Origin of the sequence: Streptomyces sp. NPDC026672, assembly GCF_040638185.1 — a bacterium.
In the GTDB taxonomy this organism is placed as follows: Bacteria; Actinomycetota; Actinomycetes; order Streptomycetales; family Streptomycetaceae; genus Streptomyces.
Window position 1 is genome coordinate 259,211 of record NZ_JBEZXS010000001.1, and the last position, 24,031, is coordinate 283,241.

Genomic DNA, 24,031 nt, shown 5'->3' on the forward strand with positions numbered 1-24,031 from the left:
TACGGAGTGGCTGATTCCCGTTGCATAACGGGATCGGTCCGACACTCCCCGTTCACTTCGCTCGCCGGGGAATGTTGGGTTCCGGGAGCACGCTCCCCGGCGTGAGACGTATCGCAGGAATCATCCTCGCGGTGCTGCTGATCGGCGGCGTGGTGGCAGCCGTCGTCGCAGGCCGGCAGGACGGGGACAAGGGCACGGCAACGAAGACCGTGCGTGCGGTGATCGGTTCGGAGAAGGCCGACTTCTTCGCCGATCCGGCCGTGGTGAAGGCCCTCGCCGCCAAGGGCTACACCGTGCGGACGGAGACCTCCGGGTCCTGGGCGATGGAGGGACTGGACCTCAAGGGGTTCGACCTCGCGTTCCCCTCCAGCCAGGCACCCGCCGACGCGATCGCCGCCAAGTACCACGTGCGGCAGCCGCTTCCGAGGCCCTTCTACTCGCCGCTCGTCGTGGTCGCCCACCGCAGCGCCGCCGAGGTGCTCGCCGCGGGCGGCCTGGCCACCCTGGACCACAACCGGGGCGTGCTGAAGATGGACGCCTACCTCGACGCCGCCCGGCACGACCGGACCTGGCAGCAGCTCAAGGGCAGCGGCAAGTACGGCGAGCTGACCGGCACGCTCTACATCGCGAGCACCGACCCGGAGACCTCCAACTCCGGCGCCCTCTACCTCGCCGCCGCCTCCTACGTCGCCCAGGGCGGCAAGGTCGTGGCGAGCGACGCCGACGTGGACCGCACCGCGCCCCTGCTGCACAAGCTGATCAGCGTCCAGGGCGCCCAGCAGTCCAGCTCGGACGCGCCCTTCCGGGACTTCGTCAGCGGCGCCGGGAACCCGCTGGTCCTGGTCTACGAGTCCCAGGTCGCCTCGCTGCTGATCGACCGGCAGGACGCCGGCGACCTCACCGTGCTCTACCCGGACACCACGGCCACCAGCGACCACACCGTCGTACCGCTCACCCAGACGGGCCGCCACCTCGGTGAACTCCTCGCCACCGATCCGGCCCTGCGCGCCCTCGCCGTACGGCACGGGTTCCGGCCGCAGGGCGACGCCGCCGAGTTCACCTCGGCCACGGCCCCGTACACCTCGTACCTCAACCAGACGCTGACCGGCGTCCGGCAGGCGCCCGTGCCCACCTCCGCGGTGCTGCACGAGATGGCCCGCCGGGCGCGCGGATGACGGGGGAAACCACGGATGACCAGCTACAACACCAGTCAGAACAGCAGCGGCCACACCCTCAGCGGTGAGGACGTGTTCACCCTGACCCCGCCCGAGGCCGTCGCGCCCGTGCCGCGGGACAAGGCCGGCGGGCTCGTCCCGGTCGACGACGGCGTCCGCACCGACATGGCGCACAAGGCCGCCGCCTACGTCGCCGACCTCGCCGCCCTGGACGCCCGCTCGCCCGAGTTCGCCGGCAAGGTCGGCGAGATCACCGCCCTCGGCTCCGGCGACATGCGGTCGGCGGCCCAGCAGTCCAACCGGATGCTGGAACGCACCGTGCGCAGCCTGCCCGGCAAGGGGCAGGACGCGCAGGGCCGGGTGGCCGGGTCGCTCGTCGAACTCCGGCGGGTCGTCGAGGACCTGGACCCGCGCGACCTGCCCGCGGGCAAGAGCCGCAAGTTCCTGTCCCGGCTGCCCGGCGGCAACAGGCTGCGCGACCACGTCGCCAAGTACGCCTCCGCGCAGGGCACGCTGAACAAGATCGTGGGCTCCCTCCGCGGCGGCCAGGACGAACTGCGCCGCGACAACGCGGCCCTCCAGACCGAGCGGGTGCGCCTGTGGGAGACCATGGGCAAGCTCCAGGAGTACGTCGTGCTCACCGAGGCCCTGGACACGGCGGTCGAGCAGCACGTCGCCGGTGTCGGGGCGAGCGACCCCCAGCAGGCCGACGGCCTGCGCGCGGACGTCCTCTTCCCCGTCCGGCAGAAGCACCAGGACCTGCTGACCCAGCTCGCGGTGTGCGCGCAGGGCTATCTCGCCATGGACGTCGTCCGGCGCAACAACGACGAGCTGATCAAGGGCGTGGACCGCGCGGCCACCACCACCGTGTCGGCGCTGCGCATCTCCGTGATGCTGGCCTCGGCCCTCGACAACCAGAAGAAGGTCATCGAGCAGGTCAACGCGTTGCGCGGCACCACCGAGGACCTGATCCGCGGCAACGCCGAGATGCTCGCCACGCAGAGCGGGGAGATCCAGCGCATCGCCGCCGACCCGGCCGTGGGCGCCGAGACGCTGCGCGCCGCGTTCCAGCAGATCTACCAGACGCTGGACGCGATCGACACGTACAAGGTCCAGGCGACCGAGGCGATGGCGACGACCGTGGACAACCTCACCGCCGAACTCCGGAACGCCAGCGCCTATCTGGAGCGCAGCCGGGCGCGCGGCCCGCTGGACGGAGGGCTCGCATGAGACGCCGCCTCGCGGCCCTCGCGGCGGTCGCCGCCCTGCTCACCGCCTGCACCTCCCAGGAGCACCGGGCCGCCGATCCCGACGGCACCGCGCCCGCGCCCGGCACCCTGCGCGTCCTCGCCTCCAGCGAGCTGAGCGACATGACACCGGTCCTGGACCAGGTCAGGAAGGACACCGGGATCACCGTCCGGCCCACCTACATGGGGACGCTCGACGCGGTCGACCTGGTCGCCAAGGGCGGCACGGACGGCCGGTACGACGCCCTGTGGCTGTCGTCCGACGACTATCTGCGGCTGCGCCCGGACGCGGCGAAGAAGATCGTGTCCGAGACGCCGATCATGTCAAGTCCGGTCGCCATCGGCGTGCGCACCGAGGTGCTGGAGCGGCTGCGCTGGAAGCCCGAGGACGTCACCTGGTCCCAGATCGAGGAGGCCGTCCAGAAGGGGCGGCTGACCTACGGCATGACCGATCCGGCGCGCTCCAACTCCGGCTTCTCCACGCTGATCTCGGTGGCCTCCGCGCTCTCCGGCGCCCAGTCGGCGCTCACCGACGCGGACGTGGCGAAGGCGACGCCCCGGCTGAAGGAGTTCTTCAAGGGGCAGAAGCTCACGTCGGGTTCGTCGGGCTGGCTGGCGCAGGCGTACGCGCGGCGCGGCAACGTGGACGCGATGCTCAACTACGAGTCCGTCCTCAAGGGCGTCCCGGGCCTCACCGTGATCCGCCCCCGCGACGGCGTGGTCACCGCCGACTATCCGCTCACCTCCCTCGCCGCCACCGACGCCGCGACCCGTGACGAGGTGCGGCGGCTCACGCAGGCGCTGCGCACGGACGCCGTGCAGCGGCTGATCACCGAGCGCACGCACCGGCGCCCGGTCGTGCCCTCCGTGGCGCCCGCGAGCGGCCTGGACACCGGCCGGCGGCGCGAACTGCCCTTCCCCGGCAGCCGTTCCGTCGCCGACGGCCTGCTCGACTCGTACGAGAACAAGCTGCGCCGGCCCTCGCGGACGGTGTACGTCCTCGACACCTCGGGTTCGATGCGCGGTGACCGCCTCGACCGGCTGAAGGCGGCGCTCACCGGGCTGACCGGGGACTTCCGGCAGCGCGAGGAGGTCACGCTGATGCCGTTCGGCTCGGACGTGAAGAGCGTGCGCACCCATGTCGTCAGCCCCTCCGACCCGCAGCGGGGCCTGTCCGCGATCCGCGAGGACACGGACACGCTGACGGCGCAGGGCGACACCGCGATCTACACGTCGCTGGAGAAGGCGTACGAGCATCTGGGCGGCGGGCAGGACACGTTCACGTCGATCGTGCTGATGACGGACGGCGAGAACACGACCGGCGCCGAGGCCGGGGACTTCGACCGCTTCTACGGCGGGCTCGCTCCCGCCGCGCGGGAGACCCCGGTGTTCCCCATCCTGTTCGGCGACTCCGACCGGGCCGAACTGGAGCACATCGCCGAGCTGACCGGCGGCCGTCTCTTCGACGCCCAAAAGGGCTCGCTCGACGGCGCCTTCGAGGAGATCCGTGGCTACCAGTAAGGTCCTCGGCTATCTGGAGTCCCGCAAGAACCTGACGGGCGCGGTCTGCGGGCTGGCCGGTCTGGGGCTCACCTTCGCGGGCGTGGCCGGCGCGTACTGGCCGGTCGTGGTGGCGGGGCTGTACGGCGCGGGCGCGCTGATCGCCCCGCCGGAGCGGCCCGCGCTGCCGGACTTCCCCGACCCGTCGGCGCAGCTCGACGAGGTGCGGGAGGACTTCGAGCGGCTGCGGACCTATCTCGCGGACGTGGAGCTGCCGCCGGCCGCCGCGGGGCGGCTGACCGAACTCACCGATCTGCTCGGCGCGTTGCTGGACCCGGGCTGGTCCGCCGATCTGCTCGGCCAGGACCCGGACGGGGTGCACACGCTGTCGCGGGCGGTGCGTCAGGACATCCCGGAGGCGGTCGACGCGTTCGTCCGCACCCGCTGGTGGACCCGGCTCACGCCCGGCCAGGAGCCCCCGGAGCGCCATCTCGAACGCCAGCTCACGCTGCTGCACGAGGAGGCGGACCGGCTGGCCTCGGCCCTACGCGAGGCGGAGGCCCGCCGCCAGGAGACCCACACCCGCTATCTGGAGGACCGCTCCAAGTAGCCCCGGCCGGACGGCCCTTCGACGGCGAGGGCCCGCCGCCGCGCCGCCCGCCGGGGCGGACGGACAGCACGACGGCGGGCCCGGGGCCCGCACGTCGTTGTGCGGACCTCGCCGGTCCATGGGGCACCCCGGTACGGCGTGCCCCACGCCTTCGGGCACGCGCCGGTCGGGACGCGCGCGGTCCGGGGTGAGCGTCGGCCTGCGGACCGGAGCCCGCTTCGGCGACGCGCCGAGGCCGGGTGACGCGCCGCCGTCGCCGACGCACCGTCGCTCCGGTGTGTACCGGACCCGGTGGTGCGCCGGACCTCGAAAGGCACGCCCGGCTCGGACGCGGGCCGCCGTTCGGCGATGTGTCGGGGCCGAACGGTGTGCCGCGGCCGGTCGTGACGATCGCTGGTCAGGGCGTGACCGGCCGCGGGGTCTTCCGGGCGGGGTCAGCCGAGGCGGCCGACCAGGGAGCGGTACTCGTCCCACAGTTCCTTCGGGGTGTGGTCGCCGAAGGTGTTCAGGTGGTCGGGGACCAGGGCGGCCTCCTCGCGCCAGACCTCCTTGTCGACGGTGAGGAGGAGGTCCAGGTCGGCGTCGGCCAGGTCGAGCCCGGCGGTGTCGAGCGCCGCGCGGGTCGGCAGCACGCCGATGGGGGTCTCCACGCCCTCGGCCCTGCCGTCCAGCCGCTCCACGATCCACTTCAGGACACGGCTGTTCTCGCCGAAGCCCGGCCAGACGAACCGGCCGGCGTCGTCCTTGCGGAACCAGTTGACGTAGTAGATCCGCGGCAGCTTCGCCGGGTCCTTGTCCTTGGCCACGTCTATCCAGTGGGCCATGTAGTCGCCCATGTTGTAGCCGCAGAAGGGCAGCATCGCGAACGGGTCGCGGCGCAGCTCCCCGACCTTGCCCTCGGCCGCCGCGGTCTTCTCGGAGGCCACGTTGGCGCCGAGGAACACCCCGTGGTTCCAGTCGAAGGACTCCGTGACCAGCGGCACCGCGGTGGCCCGCCGTCCGCCGAACAGGATCGCCGAAATCGGCACGCCCCGGGGGTCCTCCCACTCGGGCGCGATGATCGGGCACTGCGCGGCGGGCACGGTGAAGCGCGCGTTGGGGTGCGCGGCGGGCGTCCCGGACTCCGGCGTCCAGTCGTTGCCCTTCCAGTCGGTGAGGTGGGCCGGGAGCTCCTCCGTCATGCCCTCCCACCAGATGTCGTTGTCGTCGGTGAGGGCGACGTTGGTGAAGACCGCGTTGCCCCACAGGGTCTTCATCGCGTTGGCGTTGGTGTGCTCGCCGGTGCCGGGCGCGACGCCGAAGAAGCCGGCCTCGGGGTTGATGGCGTACAGCCGGCCGTCCTCGCCGAACCGCATCCAGGCGATGTCGTCGCCGATCGTCTCGACCGTCCAGCCGGAGACCGTCGGCTCCAGCATGGCGAGGTTGGTCTTGCCGCACGCGCTCGGGAAGGCCGCCGCGACGTACGTCGACTCGCCCTGCGGGGGCGTGAGTTTGAGGATCAGCATGTGCTCGGCGAGCCAGCCCTCGTCCCGCGCCATGACGGAGGCGATGCGCAGGGCGTAGCACTTCTTGCCGAGCAGGGCGTTGCCGCCGTAGCCGGAGCCGTAGGACCAGATCTCGCGGGTCTCGGGGAAGTGCGAGATGTACTTGGTGGAGTTGCAGGGCCAGGGCACGTCCGCCCGGCCGGGCTCCAGCGGGGCGCCGACGGAGTGCACGGCCTTCACGAAGAAGCCGTCCGTGCCCAGTTCGTCGAGGACGTCCTGTCCCATGCGGGTCATGGTGCGCATGGAGGCGGCGACGTACGCGGAGTCGGTGATCTCCACGCCGATCGCGGACAGTTCCGAGCCGAGCGGGCCCATGCAGAACGGGACGACGTACATGGTGCGGCCCTTCATCGAGCCGCGGAAGACGCCCTGCTCACCGGTGAAGACCTCGCGCATCTCGGCGGGGTCGGTCCAGTGGTTCGTGGGGCCCGCGTCCTCCTCCTTCTCGGAGCAGATGAAGGTGCGGTCCTCGACCCGGGCGACGTCGGTCGGGTCGGAGGCCGCGTAGTAGGAGTGGGGGCGCTTGACCGGGTCGAGTTTCCTGAACGTGCCCTTGGCGACCAGTTGGTCGCACAGCCGCTCGTACTCGGCCTCGGATCCGTCGCACCAGACCACGCTGTCCGGCTGCGTCAGTTCGGCGATCTCGTTGACCCACGAGATCAGTTCCTTGTGGTGGGTGGGAACGACGGGGGGAGCCGCGATGTCGCGCGCCACGATTGCTCCTAAGTGGGGGATTTTGTTCTTGTTGCCCCATGGGGGCCGCGGCCCGGACGCTTCGTAGCCGCTCATCCGGTGCCGACCGCACTCATTTGATCATCCGACTCTTGTGCGCATCTGTCCATAGGGCCTCACAAGTGAGCGGCGTGACGATGGCCACGCCCGTGCGACCCCATCGCGTTCCGTTGCGTGTACACAGCGTTCACATGAGAGGATGGCTACTCTCCAGTGCCCATCGAGCCGCGCTCATCCGCAACTTACGGTTCCGTAGGTACGATGCTGGCCATGACTGCGTCCGTCCCCGACGCGCCCACGGACAAGGCGGCCGCAGGCCGCCCGGAGTCCGCAGCGCATTCCCTGCCGCACCAGATCAAGCCCAAGCTCCGCGGCTGGCTGCATCTCGGCATGTTCCCCGCGGTCCTGGTGGCCGGCCTGGTCCTCACGGCCCTCGCGGACTCCCCCCGCGGCCGCATCGCCTGCGGGATCTACGTACTGACCGCCTGCCTCCTGTTCGGCGTGAGCGCGCTGTACCACCGGGGCAACTGGAGCCCGCGGATGGACGGCGTCCTGCGCCGACTGGATCACGCCAATATCTTCCTGATCATCGCCGGGACCTACACCCCGCTGACCCTGCTGCTCCTGCGCGGCTCCAAGGGGCAGTGGCTGCTGTGGGGCATCTGGGGCGCCGCGGCCGCGGGCATCGTCTTCCGCGTCTTCTGGGTCGGCGCCCCGCGCTGGCTGTACACGCCCTGTTACATCGCGATGGGCTGGGCCGCGGTCTTCTTCCTGCCGGACTTCCTGCGCACCGGCGGCATAGCCGTCCTGGTCCTGGTGGTCGTCGGGGGCCTGCTCTACAGCGCGGGCGGGGTGATCTACGGCATCAAGCGGCCCAACCCGTCACCGCGCTGGTTCGGCTTCCACGAGGTGTTCCACTCGCTCACCCTCGCCGCCTTCGTCGTCCACTACGTCGGCATCTCCCTGGTGGCGTACCAGCACGCGTGACCGCCCCTCCCCCACGTCCGACCGGCCACGGCTCACGAGCCGTGGCCTTTTTGGCATCCTGTTGATTTTGACAGTAACTATCAGTTCATATAACGAAGGCACATGCCCGACAATGACCCCATGACCGCGCCCACCTCCTCCCCCACCGGACGCCCGCGACCCGGCCTGCGCGAACGCAAGAAGATCAAGACCCGTGAGGCGATCAGAGGGGCGACGTACGCCCTGGTACGGGAGCAGGGGTACGACGCGACGACGATCGAGCAGATCGCCGACCGGGCCGAGGTGTCGCCGTCGACCGTCTTCCGCTACTTCCCGACCAAGGAGGACATCGTCCTCACGGACGAGTACGACGAGATGCTCCTGGAGGAGCTGCGGGCGCGGCCCGCGGACGAGCCGTGGCCGGAGTCCGTCCGGCACGTGATGCACGAGGCCGTCCGCCTCGGCGTCGACGACGACCCCGAGGTCACCCGGCTGCGCACCCGGCTGACGGTCGAGGTCCCCGCGGTGCGCTCCCGGATGATGGAGAGCATGTCGCTCACCGGCCGGATGCTCTGCCGGGCGATCGGCGAGCGCACCGGCCACGACCCGCAGGGCCTGGAGGTGCGGGTGTACGCCATGGCCCTGGTCGGCGGTCTGATGGAGGCGTCCCTGTACTGGGCGGAGCACGACCACCGCGACGACCTCGCCGCCCTCGTCGACCGCGCCCTCGACGTCATCGCCGACGGCCTGCCCGCCGTGAAACCCTGAGGCCGAAGCCGTCCCCGCGTGTCATCCTGACCAGGTGAACGGTCCCGAGATCCACGTCGAAGTCGCCCCGGAACTGCGGCTGTTCGTCCCGCACGCCCGACGGCTCGGCAGCACCGCCCTCACCACCGACGGCGCCTCGACCCTCGGTCATGTCGTCGAGTCGCTCGGCGTCCCGCTGACCGAGGTCGGCGCGCTGGTCGTCGACGGCGGCGTGGTGCCGGTGTCGCACGTCCCCGCGGCGGGCGAGTCGGTGAGCGTCCGGGCCGTCGAGCGCCCCCAGCGGGTGCCGGGCGCCCCGCTGCGCTTCCTCCTGGACGTGCACCTGGGCACGCTCGCCCGCCGGCTGCGGCTGCTCGGCGTGGACGCGGCGTACGAGTCGACGGACATCGGCGACCCGGCGCTCGCCGCCCTCTCCGCCGCCGAGCGGCGGGTCATGCTCAGCCGCGACCGCGGTCTGCTGCGCCGCCGCGAACTGTGGGCGGGCGGTTATGTGTACAGCACCAGCCCCGACGACCAGCTCCGCGACGTCCTCGACCGGTTCGCGCCCGCGCTGCGCCCGTGGACCCGCTGCACCGCCTGCAACGGGGTGCTGCGGGAGGCCACCAAGGAGGAGGTCGCCGACCGGCTCGAAGGCGGTACCCGGCGGTCGTACGACGTGTTCGCGCAGTGCTCCGCGTGCGGGCGGGCGTACTGGAAGGGCGCGCACCACGAGCAGCTGGAGGCCATCGTGGAGCGCGCCCTGGCGGAGTTCGCGGCCGGGACCGACCGGCGCTGAGCACTCCGCGGGAAGTGCCGCGACGGGCCGCCGGTCGGCTGCGGGCCCGTCGTGGCCGGTCGCGCAGTTCCCCGCGCCCCTTCGGGACGCTGCCGAACCGCATCAGGCTTCACCGAACCCGCTCAGCGCCCTGTCACATCACCCTTCCCACAGGCCACCTTGTCCCGGTCGCGGTCCAGGCCGAGCGGGTCGTCGCCGCCGTTGACCTCCAGCCGCCCGTAGTCGTTGCGGGCGAGCCAGGCGCAGCGGGCCGTCGCCGTCCTCTTCACCTGGGGCGGGAAGACGGTGGGCACGCAGACGTTGGCGGAGCCGTAGTGCCGGTCGCAGCCGGAGACGGTGGTGCTCACCTTCTGCGACGTGCGCTTCCTGCCGGGCTCGGCGGCCCTGCCCGTCAGGGAGTCGGCGAAGGAGTGGACGTGCGCGGAGGAGTCGGCGGCGGCGAGCGCGGCCGGGCCCTGGAGGTGCACCCACTTCGCCACCGAGGGCACGCCGTTCGCGTCCACCACGAAGAGCATGTACCAGCCGGGCGGGGCCAGGTCGGGGTTGCTCGTCACGTTCAGGTCGACGTTGCCGCCGTCCACGCTCAGCGGCAGGTCGACGAACCGCTGGTTGGGGTCGGAGGAGTGGGTGACCGCGGCCGGGCGGATCAGCTCGGCCTTGGCGACGGGCCGGTCCACGGTGATGCGCTGGGTGTCGCCGTAGGTCCACTCGGTGTCGATGACCGAGGTGATGGCGGGACGGGCGCCCTTGTAGAGGTAGGGCGGGGTGTAGATCGACACGTTGTGGTTCCAGGAGCCGTTGCCCGGGTTGTCGCCGGTGGCCATCACCCGGCCGTCGGGCAGCAGGAACGCCGAGGAGTGGTAGCCGCGGGCCTCGGGGTCGGCGGCCACGGGGTCGAAGGTGCCCGTGCCGGGGTCGTAGAGCGAGGACTCGCGCACGGGGTCGGCCCGGTTGTGCAGGGCGCCGCCGGTCTCCAGGACCTTGCCGTCGGGCAGCAGCACGGCGGAGACGTACATCTTGCCCTGGTTCCCGGTCTGCGGCTGGGGGCCGTTGCCGAGGTCGACGGTGCCCTGCGGGAGCGGCGGCCCCGCGACGTACGTCGGGTCGGGCTGCTTGAGGTCGATGACGTCGGTGAGCCGGTTCGCGTCCGGGTTGGAGTCGATGTTGCCGCCGCCGATGGTCAGGACCCGCTGGTCCTGGGCCGGGGGCAGCAGCACGCTGGCCGACTGGTCGCGCTCGTCCTTGTTCCGCAGCCCGGGGACCTGGGTGACGGTGTTGGCGTCGTAGTCGTAGATCGCGCTGCCGGTGCCGGGGATGTTGTTGCCGAAGACATGGCTGCCCGTGTAGAAGAGGCGGCCGTCCTGCATGAGGATCATCGACGGGTACAGGCCCCAGTACGACCAGGTCTGGTTGACCTTCCACAGCGGCTGCCACTGCTGCTCGGCGTCCGACCAGTACTCGGCGGTGACCGAGCCGGTCGAGTCCTCGCGCAGCCCGCCGAAGGAGATGACGTCGCCGTTGCCGAGTTCGGTGGCCGAGGGGTACCAGTGGCCGTCGTTGAGGTCGTTGGTCCTGCTGTAGGTCTCGGTGACGGGGTCGAAGACGTACGACTCCTTGAAGCCCTCGTAGCCGTGCGAGCCGTCCGCCGCGGGGTACGCCTTGTTGCCGCTCATGACGAGCACCCGCCCGTCCTGGAGCTGGACGTGCCCGGCGCAGAACATGTCCTTCGGCGTGGGGATCACCTTGTAGGTGCCCTTGACCGGGTCGTAGACCGCCGAGGTGAACGTGCCCGCCGCGAACTGCTCCTCGCTGTTGCCGGAGCCGGCGATCAGCAGCACCTTGCCGTTGTTGAGAACGACGGAGTGCATGGAGCGGACCGGGTTCTGCGTCGGCAGTACCGACCAACTGCCGTCGGCGCACTGGTCGTCCGTGCCGGTGCAGGCCGCGGGCGGGAGCGTGTCGGGGACCTGCTCCATGGTGTAGTCGTCGGTGGTCGCCGAGCCGGTGCCGTACACCGAGACGCCCCACGTGATGCGGTCGGTGCCGGCCGGGACCTCGGGCGTGCGGACGCTCGCCTCGGTCCAGCCCGCCGCCAGGTCCAGGGTCTTGAGGTCGGTCCAGTACTGCCAGCCGGCCGTGGTGTCGTGCCGGAACAGGGTGAGCGCCGCGTCGGGCGTGGTCGACCTGTACCAGAGCGACAGGTCGTACTGCTTGCCCGCCGACACCGCGGGCGCGCACTCCGCCGACTCCGTGATCAGCGCCTTGCGGTCGCCGTCGACGCGGCGGGTGAGCGTGACCTTCATGGCCCTGGCCCCGGAGTGGGCGTCGGCGGTGGTCTCGAAGGCGAAGTCGTTGTCGCCCCAGCCGGACTTCTCCCAGCAGTACGGCATGTCGCCCGGCCCGGCGGTCTCGAAGCCGGCGTTCCCGACCAGGTTGGCGGCCTCGGCGGACTGGGGTGAGTTGAGGAGCAGACCGGCGGTCAGGGCGCCCACCCCGACCAGCGCGGTTCGTCTGCGACGTCGGTTCACGCGGCTCTCCTTGGTGCAGTGTCGCGCTCCGCCGCACGGCGGCGCGGGAGGTAGACCAGCGCCTCGGTCCCGGCGAAGCGCAGGACGAACGTCGTCACCAGGGCGAGCGCGGTGGCGGACAGGGCACCGAGCCCGAACCGGTGGACGAACAGGGCGATCAGCGGGATGCGCAGCACCAGGTCCGCGTTGGCGAGCAGCGCGAACCGGCCGGCGCGGTCCCACCAGCGGCGGTGCCGGCGCCGCTCGCGAAACAGCAGGTGCTCGATGAGCAGGAAGTTCCAGGCGACACCGAACTGGTTGGCGAGGATCTCGGCGGGCACGTAGTGCATGCCGAGCACGGTCAGGGCCCACAGTCCGGCGAGGTTGGGCAGGAACCCGGAGGCGCCGATCAACCCGAACGCGACCATGCGGGCCACCGGCGAGGCGGTGCGCAGCCCGGCGAGGTGGCGCAGGAAGCGCAGGCCCTCCGCGGCGGTCGACTTGGACTCGCCGGCGAACCGCTCCTGGAAGACGAACGGCACCTCGGCGACCCGCCGGGGCCTGCCGCGGACGGCGAGTTCGAGGAGGATCTTGTAGCCGAGGGGCTTCAGCGTGTCGGCGGTGACGGCGCTGCGCCGGATGGCGAAGAAGCCGCTCATCGGGTCGCTGATGCCGCGCAGCCTGCGCGGGAACAGGGACTTGGCGAGCCAGGTCGCGCCGCGCGAGACGGCCACGCGGTAACTGCCCGCGAGCCCGGCCCTGCTGCCGCCCTCGGTGTAGCGGGATGCGACGACGAGCCCTGCGCCGGCCCGCTCGCCGGTCGCCACCAACTCCGGTACCAGGGACGGCGGGTGCTGGCAGTCGCCGTCCATGACGACGATCCACTCCGAGCCTGCCGCGCGCAGCCCCTCGACGACGGCCCCGCCGAGTCCGCCGGCCGGTTCGTCACGGTGCAGCACGGCCACCGGGAAGGGGCAGTCCTGGGCGGCCTCGCGGATGACGTCGGGGGTGTCGTCGGTGGAGTCGTCCACGAAGACGACCTCGCAGGGCAGCCGGGCGGGCACGGACTCGGTGATGCGGTGCAGCAACTGCCGTACGTTCGCCGACTCGTTGAAGGTGGGGACGACGATGGTGACGGCGCCGGGCTCGGGGACCTCGGCGGCCCGCGCGACCGGGTCGCCCAGCTCGTCCGGGACGGTGTACTCGTGACTGCTCATCGCCGGCCTCCCTCGGGGGCGGTGCGGATCTGCCGGATCTCGATGCGGTCGTCGCCGGTGCCGAAGACGGCCACCGGCGCCGAGTGCTGGATCGCGGCCCTGACGTTGGGCAGGTCGCGCGCGTCGCGCCGTACCGTCGGCGAGGCGACGACGTAGTCGAGGTCCCGCCAGCCGTGCGGCATGGTCCTGGACACGGCGGGGTCGAGATCCGCCTTGTAGAACCAGATGGCGCCGAGTCCGGGCCGGTATCCGGCGTGCACCAGGTCGAGCCAGAGCGCGTCGTCGACCAGCACCCGGGTGCCCGCCGGGTCGTCCACCCGGGTGCCGAGCCAGGCGGACGCCTGCCGGTAGGGCTTGTTGGCGTCGACGGTGACGGCGGTGCGGTCACCGTCGTACCAGCGCGGTACGACGTAGGCGCCGGCGGCGAGGGCGAGCACCGCGGCGAGCGCGTACCGGCCGCCGGTGAGCGCCCGCCGCTCCCCCTCGGCCCGCCGCCGGCGCAGCACGGCGTGGGAGACGGAGGCGGTCGCCGCGGCGAGGACCAGCGCGAGGAAGGGCAGCGCGCCGATGATGTACATGGCGGGCAGATAGCCGTCCGGGCGCATCGCCACGGCGGCCAGCACCGCGACGGTCAGGGCGGGTCCGGTGAAGGCGCGGGCGGTGACCGACCAGCGCCGTGCGGCGAGGAGCAGCAGCGCCGCCGCGAGGCCGCCGAGGGGCAGGACCCGGTCGTAGTAGAGCCAGGAGTGGAGCACGCCGTACGAGCCGGACGAGGTGTCGAGGAGGAAGCCCGAACCCGGCCTGGACATCTGGTAGGTGATGCCGTCCCAGAGCGAGACGTGGCCGCTGCCGGGCAGCAGTTCGCCCTTGAGCAGGGCGAACAGCGGGTACGAGAAGCCGATCAGGGCGCAGGCGGTGACGGCGCCGGTGAGCGCGAACTTGCGGGTGTCGCGGTGGCTGTGCCGCCACATGGTGACGAACAGGGCGGGCAGGACGACGAGCATCGTCTCCTTGGTGAGCACGGCCGCCGCCGCGGAGAGCCCGGCGCCGAAGTGGTGCCAGAGGTGCCGGCTCGGGGAGGCGGCCAGGCAGAACGCGACGAGCAGCCACATCACGGCGATGTTGTCGAGGAAGATCTCGCGCTGGAGGACGACCGACAGCGGCGAGAGCCCGAACAGGACCAGACCGAGCCCCGCCGCCCAGGGCGCCAGGGACAGCCGTCGGCCCAGCACGTACACGAGGACCGCGCTGACGCCGCTGACCACGAGCATCGCGCAGCGCATGGTGGCGACGGTCATCGTGCCGGGGTCGAGGGCGGACGGTATCCAGGTGAGCAGGGCTATCTGGATCCAGCCGAGCGGCGGGTGGTCGTACCAGTAGGTGTAGTGGGCGAGGCCCCGGCCCTCCTGGACGGCCCAGGCCTGGGCGAGGTAGGTGCCCTCGTCGTCGCTGAGGGCCGGGTAGGCGGTGATGTTCCAGCCCTGCACCAACAGGACGAGGACGAGCAGGGCACCGCAGAGCAGGAGGTCGCGGCGGGCGGGACGCAGGCGTGTTAACAGGCTTGTTCGACCCGTCGAACGCGTTTTCGGGACAGCTGTGTCCGGCGCGGGGACCTTCGGACCGGTCACCGCGGGAAGGGTGGAGGTCACGCAGGGACGTCCTCTCGGAGGGGCTCGGCCGTGGTGAGGTGCGCGCCGACGTGCGTGGTCAGCTCCCAGTCGTTGCGGCCGCGCTGCTCGCGCCACACGGCGCGCACGGCGGCCCCCGCGAGCAGGACCTGGTAGAAGGGCCCGCCCACTATGAGCTTCACGTAGTGCGCGAAGCGGACCCGGAGCCCGTACTGCTTGCCGAAGTCGTGCAGCCCGACCACCTCGAACACAAAGGTGACGGCGGCGGTGACCAGGGGCAGGAAGGTGAGGAAGGCGACCGAGACGGGCACGTCGAGGAAGAGCGCGACGGCCGCGTTGAGCGGGATGATCACGCCGGAGAACGCCTGGAGGAACGGTGTCATCAGGGTGTAGCGGGCGAGCAGGCGCTGTCCGAAGCCCGGCAGCTGCTTCCAGTCCTTCTTCCGGTACACCTGGAGGAAGCCCTGGTTCCAGCGGGTGCGCTGCTTGAGCAGCGACATCAGGCTGCCGGGGGTCTCCTCGCGGGTGACCATGTCGGAGTCGTAGGCGACGACGACCTTCTTGCCGACGCTGGACAGGCGTACGCCCAGGTCGCAGTCCTCGGCGAGGCAGTGGGGGTCCCAGCCGCCGGCCTCGCGCAGCACACCGGTGCGGACGAAGACGGTGTTGCCGCCGAGCGGGATGAACCCCTTCTGCGCGTGCAGGTGCAGCCGGGAGCGGAACCAGAAGAAGTACTCCAGGCAGTTGCGCAGGCTGTACCAGCTGGAGTGGAAGTTGATCAGCTGGACGCCGCCCTGGACGACGTCCGCGCCGGTGGTGCGGAACGCGTGGTCGACGTGGGACAGCAGTTCGGGATGGACCTGGTCCTCGGCGTCGAAGACCCCGACGACGTCGCCGCGGCAGTGCGGCAGCGCCGTGTTCATGGCCTTCGGCTTGTTCTTCTTCTCGTGGGTGTCGACGACGACCCGTACCCGTGGGTCGCGCGCGGCGGCCTGTTCGGCCACGGCCGTGGTCCCGGGGTCGTCGTGCCCCACGATCACGATGATCTCGAAGTCGGTGTGCGTGGACTCCAGCAGCCGCTGGACGGTGTGGTCGAGGACGGCCTGCTCGTGCCGCGCGGGCAGGAGCAGCGAGAACGACACGTGGGCGTCGCCGTCGGGTCTGCCGAACCGGGTGGAGGCGAGCACCTCGGGCGTGCGCCACGCGTGCATCTGCCACCACAGGGTGAAGGCCGCCATCCAGAACAGTGCCAGTGAAACGGCAGCGATGAAGACAGACGTCAGCAAAAAGATCCCCCCAGATCCCCATTACCCCCGGACGCGACGGCGGATCACGCCTGTCGCGCTGCTGTGGAGAGACTAGGAGGGATCTGTGAAGTCCGGGGACTGTTCCGATAAATACCGTGTTTCGTCACGCCGGTGCTGCTAGCGGGACGTACCCGAACACCTGCCCAATTCCGGCACCCCGAACGCCCCGCCCGTCAGGCGTTCCTGCCGCTCAGCGCGGTGCGCAGCCGCTCCGGGTCCGTCGTCGGGGCGTCGCACGTGAAGTTACGGCAGACGTACGCCGCTGCCGCGTCGTCGACGAGGGGCCGGTCGGCGAGGAGCGGGAACTCGTCGCTCCCGACGCTGCCGGCCGCCACCACCGCGCCGGGCGAGGTACCCAGAAGTGCCGTGCGGTGCAAGGCACTTGTCGCCGCGTCGGACAGGTCCGGGCCGACGACCGCCACCTCCCGCGGGCCGTCCAGCAGGGCCTCCGCCGCGGCGAGTCCCCAGCCGATGAACCGCGGGACCCGCGGACCGAGCGCCTTCACCACGCCCAACGCCCGCTCCGCGGCGGCACGATGGGGCTCGGAACCGGTGTGGGCGGCATAGCTCAGCAGCGCGTTCGCCGCGGCGGTCCAGCCGGAGGGCACGGCGTTGTCGGTGGGGTCCTGGGGCCGTCTGATCAACCGCTCGGCGTCGGAGGCGGTGTCGAACAGGGCGCCCGTGGCGGGGTCGGTGAACCGGGTGAGCACGTGGTCGAGGAGCAGTCCGGCGAACTCCAGCCACACGCCCTCGCCGGTCACGGACGCCAGCGCGAGGAAGCCCTCGGCGACGTCTCCGTAGTCCTCCAGCACCCCCGTGTTGCTCCCGGCCCGGCCGTCCCGGCTGGTACGGGTCAGGTGCGCGCGCTCGTCGAGGTGCAGCCGTACGAGGAGGTCGGCGGCGCCGACCGCGGCCTCGACCAGGTCGGGGCGGTCGAAGTAGGCGCCGGTCTCGGCGAGCGCGGCGATCGCCAGCCCGTTCCAGGCGGCGACCACCTTGTCGTCCCGGCCGGGCGCGGGCCTCCCGGCGCGCCGGGCCAGCAGCCTGCTCCTGACGGACTCGATCTTCTCCGCGTCGAACACGCCCTCGTCCTGCGGCAGTTGGAGAACGGACTGCCCGTGCTCGAAGGTGCCCTCCTCGGTCACCCCGAAGTGCTGCGCGGCGAGTTCGGCGTCCTCCCCGAGGACGTCACGGAACTCCTCGGGCGTCCACACGTAGTACGCGCCCTCGACGTGCGCGCCCTTCCCGTCGTCGCTGTCGGCGTCCAGCGCGGAGGCGAACCCGCCCTCGGCCGTGCGCAGTTCGCGCACCATGAAGTCCGCGGTGTCCAGCGCCACGCGCCGGGCCAGGTCCGAGCCGGTGGCCCGCCACAGATGCGCGTACACCCGGCACAGCAGGGCGTTGTCGTAGAGCATCTTCTCGAAGTGCGGGACCGTCCAGTCGCGGTCCACCGAGTAGCGGGCGAAGCCGCCGCCGAGCTGGTCGTGGATCCCGCCGCGCGCCATGCGCTCACAGGTGTCCAGGGCCATCTGCAACGCGCCCTCGGAACCGGTCCGCGCGTGATGCCTGAGCAGGAACTCCAGGACCATGGACGGCGGGAACTTCGGCGCCCCGCCGAAACCGCCGCGCTGCGGGTCGTACTCACGGGTCAGCCCGAGCAGGGCCTGCGCGAGCTCCTCCTCGCCGGGCAGCTCCGCGATGCCGTAGTCGATCTCCCGCTCGGCGAGGTCCCGCACGATCTTCCCGGCGACCTCGGTCACCTCGTCCCGCCGCTCGCTCCACGCCTGCCGCACCCCCTCCAGCACCTGCCGGAAGGAGGGCATGCCGTGCCGGGGCGCGGGCGGGAAGTACGTCCCGAAGTAGAAGGGCTCGCCGTCGGGCGTCAGGAACACCGTCATGGGCCAGCCGCCCTGCCCGGTGGCGGCCTGCACGGCCTCCATGTAGACGGCGTCCACGTCGGGCCGTTCCTCCCGGTCGACCTTGACGCTGACGAAGTGCTCGTTCAGGTAGTCGGCGGTGGCCCGGTCCTCGAAGGACTCGTGCGCCATGACGTGACACCAGTGGCAGCTCGCGTACCCGACGCTCAGCAGGACGGGCTTGCCCGCCTTCCGCGCCGCGTCGAACGCCTCGGCCGACCACGGCCACCAGTCGACGGGGTTGTCGGCGTGCTGGAGGAGGTACGGGGAGGTCTCATGCGCCAGTCGGTTCACCGTTCCACTCTCCCACGGTGGCCCGCACCACCGGCAACCACGACCCCACCGGGCGTGGCTCCGCCGGACACGGCGCGGGCGCAAGGGCCGGTCCCGGAAGGAAAAGCGTGCGCTCCGGTGATCGACGCACCCTCGCGCTGGACCGGCGGGCGAAGGACACTCATAGGCAACGGAGTTGGCGCGGGAGGGGGACGTGACATGCGGGACGGCCATCGGGTGGAGGCCGAACGAATGGTGGTCCGGGCCGTGGAGGAGGAGGTACGCCGCTCCGGCGGGCGCACCGACGGCCAGGCGCTGCTCGCGCGGGCACGCGGCGCGCTGGACTCCCTGGCCGAGACCGCCGCCGAGGAGTACACGGCGTACACCCGCGCCCTGGACGAGTCCGAGGCCGGCCGGCTGACGTTCGCCCAGCGCTACGCGAAGGAGGGCGCCGGAACTCCCCTGCTGGTGGCGGGGGTCGCCGCCGTCGCCGCCACGGTCGCCGACCTCTCGCTGGGCACCGGCGCGGCCACGGCGCTCGGCGCGGGCGTCGCCGTCGGCGTGGTCGGCGCCGCCGCGACGGTGGTGAAGGTGGCCGGCTCCCATCTGCCCGCCGCCCACCACCGCGCCGGCGCGGTGGGCCAGCCCGGCGGCCCCGAGCAGCTGCGGCTCCAGTGGCTGACGGCCCTGGAGGTGCGCGGCATCCGCCCGTTCCTGGACCAGCAGCGGGTGCTCAGCGCGTCCACCGGCCCGAAGAAGGCGGCCCCCCGGCTGCGCGGCTCGGACAAGAGCGCGGCGGCCCGCAGGCGCACGGTCCTGGAGCAGTCCTTCAACCAACTCCCCGAGACGGACGGCCCGTTCGCGGGCCGCCGACAGGAGCTGGCCCGCATCAGGCAGTGGGCGCAGTCCGCGCGCGCGACCACGGAGACCCGGCCGACGGTCGTCGTGCTGCACGGCGAACCCGGCTCAGGGCGCACCGCCCTCGCCGTCCGCGCCGCGCACGAGCTGCGGGACCACTTCCGCGGCGCGGTCGTCGTCGATCTGCGCGGCGGCAGCCGGGAGGAGCCACCGCTGCCCACGCGCGACGCCCTGCTGCACCTGCTCAACCGGCTCGGCGCACCCCGCGAACAGCTCCTGTTCCGTGAGCGCTCCTCCCCCGACCAGCAGGTCAGACGGCTCGGCGAGCTGTACCACCAGCAGCTGACCGGACTGCCGGTGACGATCGTGCTCGACGACGCCTCGGACCCCGAGCAGGTCCGCGCCCTGGTGCCCGAGCGCTCCGACAGCCTGGTCCTGGTGACCGCCCGCACCCCGCTCGACCTGCCCGCGGACCTGCCGGCCTGGGTGCACCGGCTCCCCGTGGAGCCCCTGGACGCGGCGGGCGCGGAGGAACTGCTGGGCGCAACGGCCGAGGACGCGTCCGACCCGTACGACGCCGAATCCAGCGACCGCGTCCGGGAGTTGTGCGGCGGGCTGCCGCTGGCGCTGCGGATCGCGGGCTCGTCGATCGGCTCCCGGTCCCCGCGCGCCCTGGCCGCCGACCTGAGCGCCTACGGCCCGGTCGAGCCCGTCGAACGGGCCCTGTGGCTGCGCTACACCGACCAGTCGAAGCCCGCCCGCCGACTGCTGCGCAGGCTGGCGCTGGCCGGGCGCGCCTCGCTCGGGGTGGGGGCGGCGGCTGCCCTGCTGGGCACGGACGAGACGGAGGCGAGCCGGCTGCTGGTGGCGCTCGCCCGCGCGGGCCTCGTCGACCACGTCCGCGGCAGCCGCTACCGACTGCACGACCTCGTCCGCGCCTTCGCGCAGGCCCGGCTGCTCGACGAGGAGGAACCCGCCGGGCGCACGGCCGCGCAGGAGCGGCTGATCGTGAACTACGGCGAGCTGGCCGACTCGGTGCTGCGCCTGGTCGACGGCAACATGTCCACCCGCTCGGACCGCTTCAGCCCGCACGGCTTCACCTCGCTGGACGAGGCGCTGCGCTGGCTGGACGACGAGTCCAGCTTCATCACGGCGGCCCTGCGGCAGGCCGAGGGCGTGGACCGGGGCGCGGTGCAGAACCTGCTGGGCGCGCTGTGCGACTACTGCCTGCTGCGCGGCGACCTCTACCGGCTCGGTGAGATCAGCGAGCTGGCGCAGGCGGTCGACGAGGGGCTGCTGGTGCGTTCGGTGCAGTGGCGCACGGGCATCGCGGCCCGGCAGCTGGGCGAGCTGGACAAGGCCCGTACGACGCTGTCCTCCGTCGTGGACCTGTACCGGCAGGCGCAGCACGACGCGGGCGCCGCGCGTGCCCTGTGCTCGCTGGGCATCACCCTGCACCACCAGGGCCAGCTCACCGAGGCCGCGGCCAGGCTCCAGGAGGCGCTGGACCTCCAGGCGGCGCCGGAGCTGGCGACGGACCGCGCCTGGACGATGCACGCGCTCGCGGCCGTCCAGCGCGACAGGTCCCGGCTGGCGGAGGCGCTGGACCTGCTGGAGCGCTCCCTGGTCCTGCACCACGAGGGCGGCTCGGTGCACGGCGAGGCATGGGCCCACTACCAGCTCGGGCAGCTCGCGCTGCGCATGGGCGACGTACCGCGCGCGCAGACGGAGCTGAACGCCGCCCTGGAGCGCTACAGCCTCACCCACGACGCACGCGGCGAGGCATGGGCGCTGACCCAGCTGGCCCGGGCCCGGCTGGTGGACGGCGACGCGTCACCGGCGGTCGACGGACTGCGCCGCGCGGCGGCCCGGCACCGGGACAACGAGGACGCGCGCGGCGAGGCGTGGACGCTGTACTACCTGGGGCAGGCCCTGGAGGAGACGGGCGACCTGGACCGGGCGGTGCGCGAACTGGAGCGGGCGCGGACGATGTTCTCGCGGATGCGGGACGTCTACGGCCTGGCCTGCGCCCGGCACCACTCGGCCCGCGTCACCCGCGACCAGCGCGCGGCGCAGACCGGCTCGCTGCGCAACTCCGGGTTCGCCCGGCAGCTCCTGGTCGACGCCCGCGCGGACTTCCAGCGCATCGGGGTCGCCCACGGCGAGGCGTGGACCTGCCTGGAGCTGGCGGTGGTGGACGCGGGCAACACCCGCACCCAGCAGGCGCTGGCACTGTGCGACGAGGCGATCGGCCTGTTCACCGGGTACGGCGACCGACGGGGTGAGGACTGGGCGCGCTTCCTGCGCTGCACCCTGCTGCCGTACGCCGCGCCCGGCGGGACGGAGGTCGGCGCCGCGGTCGCCGCGGAGGACCTGGCGCAGCTGGCCCGGGACTCTCATCCGACCCGCGACGAGAAGCTGGACGAGTACGTCGCGGCGTACCGTCTGCTCCTCGAACGCGGGGTGGATCTGGAGGCGGGCTGGCAGGCGTGGCGCCTGGGCATGGTTCCGAACCGTCACTCCCGCGAGGTGATGGGCGTGGCGGTGGCGGCGCGGTGAGGGTGGCAGCGTGGTGACGCCGACGCCGACGCCGACCGCGCCGGGACGCCTACCGCGCCGTGACGTCGGCGGTGCCGGGGTGACCGGCACCGGCGGGCACGGGCGCGGCGGGCGGGTCAGCGCTTCTGCGGCTCGACACGGTCGGCGGGCTCTGCCGCGCCGTCCGTGTCGGGTTCCTTGAAGTCGACCTTCTGCATGTGCTTGTTCATGGACTTCATCAGCCCCCACACCGCCAGGGCCATCACCGCGAAGACGATGAAACCGAGGACACCGGGGGTGACCTTGTTCTCGTCCACCTCCTTGGCGAGGGGGACGAGGTGCGTCAGTGCCAGGCTCGCGCTCATGTCAGGCATTGTCGCGGATGCCCGCAAAGAGGTCGTCCTCGGGGAGGGAGGTATCAACGAGGGACTTCGCGAGCTCGTACTCCTCGGTGGGCCAGACCTCCTTCTGGAGCTCCATCGGAACCCGGAACCAGCCGCCGTCGGGGTCGATCTGGGTGGCGTGCGCGATCAGCGCCTTGTCACGGATCTCGAAGAAGTCGGCGCAGGGCACGTGGGTGGTGAGGGTGCGCTCGACACGCTCGAACTCGCTCCAGCGCTTGAGCCAGTCCCCGTACGGCGACTCCAGGCCGCGCTCCAGCATGGCGTTGTGCAGTGCCTCGGTGCGGGGGCGGTTGAAGCCCTGGTTGTAGTAGAGCTTCTGCGGCTGGAAGACCGGGCCGTACTCGGGCTCGGGGTACTTCTCGGCGTCCGCCGCGCCCTCGAACGCCACCATCGTGATCTTGTGGGTCATGATGTGGTCGGGGTGCGGGTAACCGCCGTTCTCGTCGTAGGTGGTGATCACCTGGGGGCGGAACGAGCGGATCTGCTTCACCAGCTCGCCGGCCGCCTTGTCGACGTCCTCCAGGGCGAAGCAGCCCTCGGGCAGCGGCGGCAGCGGGTCGCCCTCGGGCAATCCGGAGTCGACGAAGCCGAGCCACTCCTGCTTGACGCCGAGGATCTCGCGGGCCTCGTCCATCTCCTTCTTGCGTACCTCGTGGATGTGCTCCTCGATGTACGTGTCGCCCTGGAGCTTGGGGTTGAGGATGGAGCCGCGCTCCCCGCCCGTGCAGGTCACGACCAGCACGTCCACCCCCTCCGACACGTACTTCGCCATGGTGGCCGCGCCCTTGCTCGATTCGTCGTCGGGGTGCGCGTGAACGGCCATCAGTCGCAGCTGGTCAGTCAAGACTCAATCCTCAGTCAGTCGGCGCCCCGGTGTTCTGGGGTGCTATCGGCGGCTTCTATAGTGACCGAATCGTGGGGCGAATAATTCCGGGGTCCGGCCCGGAGGACCCTTTCGGGACGTTCGTCCCGCTCCGGCCGAGAGGACGATCATGAGTACGGCGAGCACGCGGCTGCCCGAGGGCCGCTACGGCCGTTCCTCGGACGAGCGTGCGGACCACAGACTCAGGATCGCAGCGATCGTCCTCGGCGCCGCCCTGCTGGCACTGGTCGGCTACTTCGCCTACCACTACGTCGCCCAGAGCGAGATCAGCGCGCAGGTGATCGCCTTCAAGGCGTCGGACGACGCGGTGGACGTGCATCTGGAGGTCCACAAGGACGCCGGCAAGGACGGCTACTGCACCGTCCGCTCCCAGGCCGCCGACGGCACCGAGGTGGGCCGCGCGGACTTCCGCTTCACCGGCCCGGCCACCCGCATCGACAAGGTCGTCACGCTCCGTACGACGGCCAAGGGCACCACGGCCGAGCTGCTGGGCTGCCACGCCGGCTGACACCACCCCCAACACACGGCGCTGACCTGGGCCGACGTATTTCTGATGGCTTATGTCCTCCCCCTTTGGCCGCTGAATTGTTAGGCTCGTGGTTTCGCCCATCCGTGAAGGAACATTCTTCTGGGTAGGGCGATGCTTTGTATTCCCAGTACCGACGAGGAGCACCTGTGACCCAGACCAGCGAGAACGTCACCTGGCTGACCCAGGAGGCGTACAACCAGCTCAAGGCCGAGCTGGAGTACCTGTCTGGTCCCGCGCGCACGGAGATCGCCGCCAAGATCGCGGCCGCGCGCGAGGAGGGCGACCTGCGCGAGAACGGCGGGTATCACGCGGCCAAGGAGGAGCAGGGCAAGCAGGAGCTCCGTGTGCGCCAGCTGACCCAGCTCCTGGAGAACGCCAAGGTCGGAGAGGCGCCGACCTCCGCGGACGGTGCCGTGGCCCCCGGCATGGTCGTGACGATCGCCTTCGACGGTGACGAGGACGACACCATGACGTTCCTGCTCGCCTCGCGCGAGTACGCGAGCGCCGACGTCGAGACGTACTCCCCGCAGTCCCCGCTGGGCTCCGGCGTGATCGGCCACAAGGTCGGCGAGGACGCGGAGTACGAGCTGCCGAACGGCAAGAAGGCGTCCGTGAAGATCCTCAAGGCCGAGCCCTACTCCGGCTGAGCCCCCT

At 71.8% G+C, this 24,031-nt stretch carries 18 protein-coding genes; 10 read left to right on the forward strand and 8 right to left on the reverse strand.

What is annotated here, in order from left to right; all coding sequences use genetic code 11:
• The first annotated feature begins 101 nt into the window (after window positions 1-101).
• The 4 genes from AB0F77_RS01125 to AB0F77_RS01140 are packed head-to-tail and all read left to right on the forward strand — an operon-like array spanning window position 102 to window position 4,532.
• Entirely contained in the window at window positions 102-1,175 is a 1,074-nt protein-coding gene (locus AB0F77_RS01125; protein ID WP_361939318.1) for a substrate-binding domain-containing protein, read from the forward strand.
• Between the two features lie 15 nt (window positions 1,176-1,190).
• Window positions 1,191-2,405: a toxic anion resistance protein gene (locus tag AB0F77_RS01130; RefSeq protein WP_361939321.1), complete on the forward strand. Its 1,215-nt coding sequence runs from the start codon at window positions 1,191-1,193 to the stop codon at window positions 2,403-2,405.
• On the forward strand, window positions 2,402-3,943 hold the full coding sequence (locus AB0F77_RS01135; RefSeq protein ID WP_361939324.1) for a VWA domain-containing protein: 1,542 nt from the start codon (window positions 2,402-2,404) through the stop codon (window positions 3,941-3,943). The genes AB0F77_RS01130 and AB0F77_RS01135 overlap by 4 nt, the downstream gene beginning before the upstream one ends.
• Window positions 3,930-4,532: a hypothetical protein gene (locus tag AB0F77_RS01140; RefSeq protein WP_361939327.1), complete on the forward strand. Its 603-nt coding sequence runs from the start codon at window positions 3,930-3,932 to the stop codon at window positions 4,530-4,532. The genes AB0F77_RS01135 and AB0F77_RS01140 overlap by 14 nt, the downstream gene beginning before the upstream one ends.
• A 434-nt stretch (window positions 4,533-4,966) precedes the next feature.
• On the opposite strand, the gene AB0F77_RS01145 is transcribed toward AB0F77_RS01140, so the two are convergent.
• On the reverse strand, window positions 4,967-6,790 hold the full coding sequence (locus AB0F77_RS01145) for a phosphoenolpyruvate carboxykinase (GTP) (protein ID WP_361939330.1): 1,824 nt from the start codon (window positions 6,788-6,790) through the stop codon (window positions 4,967-4,969).
• 288 nt (window positions 6,791-7,078) lie between these two features.
• Between AB0F77_RS01145 and AB0F77_RS01150 the strand changes: the two genes are divergently transcribed.
• The 3 genes from AB0F77_RS01150 to AB0F77_RS01160 all read left to right on the forward strand — a co-directional run bounded on the left by AB0F77_RS01150 (window position 7,079) and on the right by AB0F77_RS01160 (window position 9,317).
• Window positions 7,079-7,795, forward strand: coding sequence for a hemolysin III family protein (locus AB0F77_RS01150; protein WP_361939333.1), 717 nt, complete (start codon window positions 7,079-7,081; stop codon window positions 7,793-7,795).
• A gap of 120 nt (window positions 7,796-7,915) precedes the next feature.
• Window positions 7,916-8,542, forward strand: coding sequence for a TetR family transcriptional regulator (locus AB0F77_RS01155; protein ID WP_361939336.1), 627 nt, complete (start codon window positions 7,916-7,918; stop codon window positions 8,540-8,542).
• A gap of 34 nt (window positions 8,543-8,576) precedes the next feature.
• A complete protein-coding gene (locus AB0F77_RS01160; protein ID WP_361939339.1) occupies window positions 8,577-9,317 on the forward strand; it encodes a Mut7-C RNAse domain-containing protein in 741 nt (246 codons plus the stop codon).
• A gap of 122 nt (window positions 9,318-9,439) precedes the next feature.
• Here AB0F77_RS01160 and AB0F77_RS01165 read toward each other — a convergent pair whose 3' ends face one another.
• From AB0F77_RS01165 to AB0F77_RS01185, 5 genes are all read right to left on the reverse strand, one after another.
• A complete protein-coding gene (locus tag AB0F77_RS01165; RefSeq protein ID WP_361939342.1) occupies window positions 9,440-11,845 on the reverse strand; it encodes a galactose oxidase early set domain-containing protein in 2,406 nt (801 codons plus the stop codon).
• Window positions 11,842-13,041 carry a glycosyltransferase family 2 protein gene (locus AB0F77_RS01170; protein WP_361939345.1) on the reverse strand — a complete coding sequence of 400 codons (1,200 nt, stop codon included), beginning with the start codon at window positions 13,039-13,041 and terminating at the stop codon, window positions 11,842-11,844. The genes AB0F77_RS01165 and AB0F77_RS01170 overlap by 4 nt, the downstream gene beginning before the upstream one ends.
• Window positions 13,038-14,690 carry a phospholipid carrier-dependent glycosyltransferase gene (locus tag AB0F77_RS01175; protein ID WP_361939348.1) on the reverse strand — a complete coding sequence of 551 codons (1,653 nt, stop codon included), beginning with the start codon at window positions 14,688-14,690 and terminating at the stop codon, window positions 13,038-13,040. The genes AB0F77_RS01170 and AB0F77_RS01175 overlap by 4 nt, the downstream gene beginning before the upstream one ends.
• Window positions 14,687-15,955, reverse strand: coding sequence for a glycosyltransferase (locus AB0F77_RS01180; protein WP_361939351.1), 1,269 nt, complete (start codon window positions 15,953-15,955; stop codon window positions 14,687-14,689). The genes AB0F77_RS01175 and AB0F77_RS01180 overlap by 4 nt, the downstream gene beginning before the upstream one ends.
• A 194-nt stretch (window positions 15,956-16,149) precedes the next feature.
• The gene (locus AB0F77_RS01185) at window positions 16,150-18,186 is read right to left on the reverse strand and encodes a thioredoxin domain-containing protein (protein WP_361939354.1); all 2,037 of its coding nucleotides are present in this window, start codon (window positions 18,184-18,186) and stop codon (window positions 16,150-16,152) included.
• Window positions 18,187-18,384: 198 nt separating this feature from the next.
• Here AB0F77_RS01185 and AB0F77_RS01190 point away from each other — a divergent pair, with 198 nt between their 5' ends.
• A complete protein-coding gene (locus AB0F77_RS01190) occupies window positions 18,385-21,582 on the forward strand; it encodes a tetratricopeptide repeat protein (protein WP_361939357.1) in 3,198 nt (1,065 codons plus the stop codon).
• 116 nt (window positions 21,583-21,698) lie between these two features.
• Here the strand turns inward: AB0F77_RS01190 and AB0F77_RS01195 are convergent, their stop codons facing one another.
• Together AB0F77_RS01195 and mca are read right to left on the reverse strand one after the other, a co-directional pair.
• Window positions 21,699-21,935: a hypothetical protein gene (locus AB0F77_RS01195; RefSeq protein ID WP_361939360.1), complete on the reverse strand. Its 237-nt coding sequence runs from the start codon at window positions 21,933-21,935 to the stop codon at window positions 21,699-21,701.
• Complete coding sequence (gene mca / locus AB0F77_RS01200) at window positions 21,928-22,788, reverse strand: mycothiol conjugate amidase Mca (RefSeq protein WP_361939651.1); 861 nt, start codon at window positions 22,786-22,788, stop codon at window positions 21,928-21,930. Before mca ends, AB0F77_RS01195 begins: the two co-directional genes overlap by 8 nt.
• A gap of 169 nt (window positions 22,789-22,957) precedes the next feature.
• Between mca and AB0F77_RS01205 the strand changes: the two genes are divergently transcribed.
• Both AB0F77_RS01205 and greA read left to right on the forward strand, forming a co-directional pair.
• Window positions 22,958-23,356 (forward strand): DUF4307 domain-containing protein, encoded by a 399-nt coding sequence (locus AB0F77_RS01205; protein ID WP_361939363.1) that lies wholly within the window; start codon window positions 22,958-22,960, stop codon window positions 23,354-23,356.
• A 167-nt stretch (window positions 23,357-23,523) separates the two neighbouring features.
• Window positions 23,524-24,024 (forward strand): transcription elongation factor GreA, encoded by a 501-nt coding sequence (greA, locus tag AB0F77_RS01210; protein ID WP_361939366.1) that lies wholly within the window; start codon window positions 23,524-23,526, stop codon window positions 24,022-24,024.
• Window positions 24,025-24,031 lie beyond the last annotated feature (7 nt).